We start from the raw sequence: 6,744 nt of genomic DNA on the forward strand, positions 1-6,744 counted from the left end.
AATACTTTCTTAAACTCTAAAACTACATTTTGCAATTCTTCAAATGAAAACTTTAAATCATCTGTTACTATTCCATAGGTTATTTCATAATTAATTCTATTAAATAAAGAATTTAACTCTTCCAAACCTTGAAATACAAGATCTTTATCAGTAATTGATTTAGATAAGAAATAATTAGAACAAAAGACTATCGCTTCACTAATTAATTGTGAAACATTATCCGAATAAGTTAACATTGCGGAACTAATACTCTTTTGAGAAAGATTTTTAAATTTTTGCGAAGCTTCAACAAGAGACTCAGAAATCTTTTGAAAATCAGTTTTTATCAATTGTTCCTTTCTTTTATTCTGCTCTACTATTTGGTTAAAAGCATTTTCATAATTTTCTACATTAGTCTTTAATCTAAGAAAAGAAGCAGAATCTTGATTATAATCAGTAAACATAGTCTTTATATTACTAATGTTTTTTATTATTATTTCTTTATTTTGCTCTTCATAACTACTTACATAATCTTTTAAACTTAGAGAGGCGTCAAAAAAGTTCATCTCTATTTCAGAAATTTTACTGCTTTCATCAGATAAATTTTTGTATCTTTCTAATCCACGGTTAGAAATTACCAGTGAAAAAATGTTAAAAGAAATTGCTGCACCAAACAGAACTAAAACTACAATTATTATTACAGAAATTTTCTTTTTAATACTATTAAATAACATTCTTCCAGCCTCCCTTGTTTTTTATAATCTTTATTAACAAGATAAAATTTTCGCTAAAAATACTTCCCCTCAAAAAAGGGGAAGCAGAAATTCAAAAATTATTTAATGATAAAGTTAGGTTCTTATCTTCAAAAACCGCTTTATCTTACTTTAAATTTTAACTTTGAATCCACCTCATCTTGGGCATAGAGATGGCACTTTACTTCTCTTCCTTCTCTAAAAACTGTCGAAGGTTCAATTTCCTTACATACTTTCATAGCATATGGACATCTTTCACAAAATTTACACCCTAATCTTGAAAATTCCTTTACTTCTAAGGATGATAATTTTATATCTTCTTTCCATGTACCTTCTGGGTCAGGTTGAGGCACTGAATCTATAAGCATTTGTGTGTATGGATGTAAAGGAGATAACATGACTTTCTCAACATCTCCAAATTCTACAACATCTCCCCGAAGCATTATCGCTATTCTGTCACTAATATAGTAAGCAGTTGCAAGATCATGAGTGATATACATAACATTTACATTATATTTAACTTTCAGGTCATTAAATAAATTTACTATAGACATTCTTAAAGATGCATCAACCATTGAAACAGGTTCATCTGCAATTAATAAAGCTGGTTTAGTTATTAGGGCTCTTGCCACAGAAACTCTTTGAAGTTGACCACCTGATAATTCATTTGGATATCTCCCTTCAATTTCAACTAATGTTAATCCAACTGACTTCAAAGAGTTTTCAATAATCTTTGATATTTCATTTTTGCTTTTTGCCAAGTTATAATTTTTTGTGGTTTCATACAGATAGGAATCTACTTTTTTTAGAGGATTAAATGTTTCAAAAGGATTTTGAAATATTGGCTGCACCTCTTTCATATATTCCATCAATTCATTTCTTTTTTTTATGTGAGTTACATTATTTCCTTTGTAAATGACTTCTCCTGAAGTAGGAGTTTCAAGTCCAAGTATCATCCGAGCAACAGTTGTTTTACCACTACCCGTCTCTCCCGCAAACGCTAATATTTCAGGATTATCACCTTTTATACTAAAGTTGACATTATTAACGGCTTTTAATTTACTTCCAAAAATTCTCCCACCTATATTGAATATTTTCACTAAATTTTTAACTTCTAATAGATTTTGAGACAATCTCTTCACCTTCTTCAATTTCATCTGAATATAGGAAACAAGCTATCTGATGCGAATTATCATAGTTTCTAAATTTCGGAATATATTCTTTACAAATATCTTTTACGTAAGGACATCTAGGATGAAATCTACATCCTGAAGGGGGATTGGCTAAAGAAGGGGGATTACCAGGTGCGCTTATTTTTTGCTTTTTGTCACCTATCTTTGGCAATGATCTTATCAAAAATTGTGAATATGGATGTTTTGGATTTGTAAATAAAATCTCTTTTTTAGCAATTTCTACCAATTTTCCCGCATACATAACTGCTATTCTGTCTGCGACATTTGCATGAACAGCCATATCATGAGTAACTATTAACATAGTATTTTCTTGCTCTTCATGCAATTTTTTTAACATTTGTATAACGCCTCTTTGAACGATAACATCTAAAGCAGTTGTTGGTTCATCTGCAAATATAATTTTAGGTTTCAGTATAGTAGCTAAAGCAATTGTCGTTCTTTGTCTCATTCCTCCAGATAGCTGATGAGGGTAAGAATCAAGCACTTCTAAAGGTAAACCTAAATATCTGATATGTTCTTCCATAAGTTTTTCATACTCTTCTTTTTCTTCAGTTGTTTTATGAGCTTTTATAACATCTTCAAAAGTCTTTCTGATTTTTCTTACGGGATTTAGAGTACTCATAGAACCTTGAGGAATATATGATATGTCTTCCCACTGTACTTCTCTTAACTGTTTTTTATCTAAATTTAACAAATTAAAATGTTTGTTATCATATGAATAATTAACTTCACCAGATAAAACTCTAAGTGGTGGCTTGATCATGGACAAAAGTACTTTTAACAAAGTACTTTTCCCACATCCTGACTCACCTGCTAATCCCATAATTTCGTTTTCCTCCAAAGAAAACGTTATATTATCTACAGCCTTAACATCTCTTTCAACCCCATAAACATGGGTAATATAGTAGGCTGATAATCCTTTTACTTCTAATAAAGACATATATATTAACCTCCCATTTTTATTCTCTGTAACCTAGTTCGCGGATCTAAAAACTCACTAATACTTACAGATAACATGTACAAAGCTACAAAAAATAAAACAGAAAGAATAATAGGAGTTAAAATCCACCACCAAATACCTCTAAAGATAGCCTGATATTGCATAGCCCAATATATTGTCGTCCCTATTGTTGGAATTTCTAAACTAGATAAACCTAAAACTGACAAACTTATTTCCATTCCTAAAGCTGAAAGAATCGTATTTATAAAATTTGCTATCACCCAAGGAATAACAAAAGGTAAATGTTCTTTAAAAACTACTCTCCACATATTCATACCTGAAAAAACTGCCGTGTGGGTAAAATCTCTTTCTCTTAAACTTAAAACTTGTGCTCTCACTTGTTTACCTGCCCACGGCCAAGAAAACATAGAAATAATTAATCCCATAGTAAACATATTCATTTTATCTCTTAAAGAAAAAGATAGAAAAATTAAAATAGGTAAAGAAGGCAATACTATGAAACTATCATTTATGGACATCAAAACTTTATCTAAAGCTCCTCCTTTATAACCAGCTATTAAACCAACAATAGTACCTATTATATTAGCAACAAAAGCTGTTGTAAGACCCAAAATGAAAGAGTTCCTTAAAGCATAAGTTGTGTTCCAAAAAATATCTTGTCCCATAGAATTTGTCCCTAAAAGGTATTTTAAGCTTGGTGGCCTATCTTTTGGAACAACATTCCACGATCTAGGATTATAAGGTGAAAAAAAAGATAAAATTGCTAAAAAAGCCAAAATACATATTACAACAAAACCAAATAAGAATTTTTTGTCTCTTTTTAAAAGATCTTTTAATATAATAAACATATTATCATCACCTCATCTATACCTTATTCTAGGATCAAATAAAGGATAAAGCAAATCAATTACTAAAGAAGATGTTGATATTGCAATTATCGATAAAACAGTAATACCCATTAACATATTAAAATCACCATTAGTTACAGCATTTTTCAATAACAACCCAACTCCAGGATATGAAAATGCTACTTCTGTTATAATAGCTCCATTAAAAATTCCTCCTAATTGTAATCCTAAAGCAGTTATTTGAGGTAATATTCCATTTCTCATAACATAACTGAAAAGTAATTTCCTCTTAGGTAATCCTGCAAACTCCGCATATGTTACAAAATCTTCGGACACAACATTTGAAGTCATTGAACGCATACTGAGAAACCACCAACCCATTCCTATAATTATCAAAGAGATAGCAGGTAATATACTATGATGCAACACATCCAAAATAAACGACCAGTCTAAAGAAGGTTGAATTCCAATACTGTATCCTCCCATCATTGGGAAAATAGGAAACACATAAACAAACAAAATTACCAAAATTAATGCCATAACATAATATGGAATTGGATATATAGACATTGCCACAACAGCGAGTGCATCAGACCATTTTTTATTCTTGAAATAACCAGCTATACCTCCTAAAATGTTTCCTATTATCCAAGATAATAAGGTAGTAGTGATTAACAAGAAAAATGTCCATGGAAGAGAATTAAGAACAATCTCCATAACAGGTGTAGGAAACATAGATAAAGATGGGCCTAAATCAAAAGTAAAAAGGTGTTTCCAAAATGCTAAATATTGCTCTAGTAACGTCCCCTCTAATCCATATAATTCTTTCAACGTCTGCTGCAAACTTTCATATGCTTGTGGTTCCATATACGTTCCCCCATACGCTGCTAATCTATTAATAGTTGTTTGAACAGGATCAATAGGCGTCAACCTAGGGACGATAAAGGTAATTGTAATTCCAACAAAAATAACTACTACATACTGAATTAATCGAGGAATAATGTACGTTTTAAAAACTTTCAAAATCATCTTTCCTCCTTTTTCTTTTTTTTAAAATAAAGCCCGCCAAATAAAGCGGGCTTTATTATTTTGTAAGTTTGGACAAAGCAATTACTTTCTACCTGTTGGTTCAAGTCGAGGATACATAAATTTTGCTTCTCCCCACCATGAAACTGGAGCCATATATGGATTATCTGCTGATGGATAATTTGTCCAATAGTAATTATCATTCGCATTGAATTTTTTGTTAATAGCTATTGGAATAAGAGGCATTTCATCTACAACAATCTTAAAAAATTCTTTAGTTAATTCCACTAACTCTGGATCGTCTGGTGACAGAGATGCCATTTCATCAATAAGTTTATCGGCTTCCTCTGGTGCTTTCCACCTTATATCATTGTACCCAGTGGTAGCTTTACCAGACGGAGTATAAAATTGAGAATGATAATGCTGCAAACGGCTCCAAAGATCCGGCTTACCTAAAGCTCCAAGCATATTACCCCACGCCGATATTACATCAAAATCTCCTATTGTCCTTCTAGTTGAGAAAATACCAGATTCTCCTGTTTCCACGTTAACCTCTATACCAAATTTTCTCCATTGATCAGCAACAGAAAATCCTAATCTTGTAGAATCCGGTTCGACCCCAGATGGGGCAAGTATACTAATTTTCCATGTTTCTCCATTGGGCAAATGCCATTTTCCGTTTTTATCTTTGGAAAAACCATTTTTCAAAAGTAACTTTTCTGCTTCTGTGGGATCATATTTCCACCAACCTATACCCCAAATATCTTCGGGTTCTCCACTTACTATATAACCTTGTTGAATAGCGTAATTTTTAATTCTCTCGGCAATATTTGTGTCGTAAGGTTTAAAACCATCATTTAAAGTAAAGCTTTCAAGCCAAGATTCTAACGGTTTATAATAAACATCCATGTAATACGAAGTTGGGCAAGTGGGAAGAGGGGTAACTCTTGTTATCCCATTATAAACGTTTTGAACTATTTCTTCCATATTTATTGCAAGAGTTAAAGCCCATCTTACATCTTTTAAATTAAATGGATATTTCTCGTTGTTAAAACCTATGTATCGAGCATTTGTGTCATCCATCCATGCCCAAGGAAAGTCTTTATACCAAACTACAGAATATTCATTTCTCTTTCTTAATACTTCCCAACCTTCGGGAGTTAAGTCAAAGATAATATCTAATTCATGTCTTGATTGTGCCATAACTTTTCTATCCACTTCTGGATAACCAACAAAAATAATGTACTTTGGTTTAGGTTCACCATACAATTGGCCTACGCTTGTTCTTTGCCAATCATCTCTTTTTTTGTATAAAAACCAATATCCTTGAGTATCATAACTATCAAGTACATAAGGAGTGAGTGAAACTGGAGGATAGAAATTGTAGGACAATGGGTCTTCTATTTTTTCCCAAATATGTTTGGGTTGCATCCAGGTTGTCCCAAAACTCAGCGAAGTTAAAAAATCATGAAATCTTGGATAAGGTTTTGTAAGTTCAACAACAACTGTAAAATCATCGGTTTTGTATATATTTTTCACATACTGCTTGTAAGAGGCGCTATCTTTGAAACCAGGGTTGCTCATAATATTCTTAATAGTAAAAACTACATCATCTGCAGTGAATTGGATACCATCACTCCAATAAATGCCCTCTCTTAGTTTAATAGTCATTTGTGTAAAATCATCGTTATAAATTGGTGGTTCTGAAGCTAAAGCCTTTATTAATTCGCCTGTTTGTGGATCCACATACCATAAACCATCTGTTATACATTGGTGAACACCTTGGGAAGGAATTGATCCTGGAATCCATATGTTGAAATTACTTGGATTAGCAATACGTCCATATGAAGTTTCAACTATAAGAGTTTCGTTTCGTGGAACCGAAGGCAAGACTTGTGAAAAAAATATTCCTACCATCAAAACAATCAATGATAAAAGCAAAACTTTCTTTGACATACTCTAAAACCTCCCTTTTGTTAATAATT

The 6,744-nt window shown here is 32.0% G+C and carries 5 protein-coding genes and 1 pseudogene; all 6 read right to left on the minus strand.

Annotated elements, in window-relative coordinates:
• Positions 1 to 713 (minus strand): annotated as a pseudogene (locus PKN74_RS07535) (methyl-accepting chemotaxis protein); the annotation flags it as partial.
• 140 nt (positions 714 to 853) lie between these two features.
• Complete coding sequence (locus PKN74_RS07540) at positions 854 to 1,888, minus strand: ABC transporter ATP-binding protein (RefSeq protein WP_472303121.1); 1,035 nt, start codon at positions 1,886 to 1,888, stop codon at positions 854 to 856.
• Positions 1,839 to 2,864, minus strand: coding sequence for an ABC transporter ATP-binding protein (locus PKN74_RS07545; protein WP_472303122.1), 1,026 nt, complete (start codon positions 2,862 to 2,864; stop codon positions 1,839 to 1,841). Before PKN74_RS07545 ends, PKN74_RS07540 begins: the two co-directional genes overlap by 50 nt.
• A gap of 5 nt (positions 2,865 to 2,869) precedes the next feature.
• On the minus strand, positions 2,870 to 3,733 hold the full coding sequence (locus PKN74_RS07550; protein ID WP_472303123.1) for an ABC transporter permease: 864 nt from the start codon (positions 3,731 to 3,733) through the stop codon (positions 2,870 to 2,872).
• 12 nt (positions 3,734 to 3,745) lie between these two features.
• Positions 3,746 to 4,756 (minus strand): ABC transporter permease, encoded by a 1,011-nt coding sequence (locus tag PKN74_RS07555; protein WP_472303139.1) that lies wholly within the window; start codon positions 4,754 to 4,756, stop codon positions 3,746 to 3,748.
• Between the two features lie 87 nt (positions 4,757 to 4,843).
• Positions 4,844 to 6,715: an ABC transporter substrate-binding protein gene (locus tag PKN74_RS07560; protein ID WP_472303124.1), complete on the minus strand. Its 1,872-nt coding sequence runs from the start codon at positions 6,713 to 6,715 to the stop codon at positions 4,844 to 4,846.
• Between the last annotated feature and the right edge of the window lie 29 nt (positions 6,716 to 6,744).

It is taken from the genome of Defluviitoga sp. (assembly GCF_035349255.1).
Taxonomy (GTDB): Bacteria; Thermotogota; Thermotogae; order Petrotogales; family Petrotogaceae; genus Defluviitoga.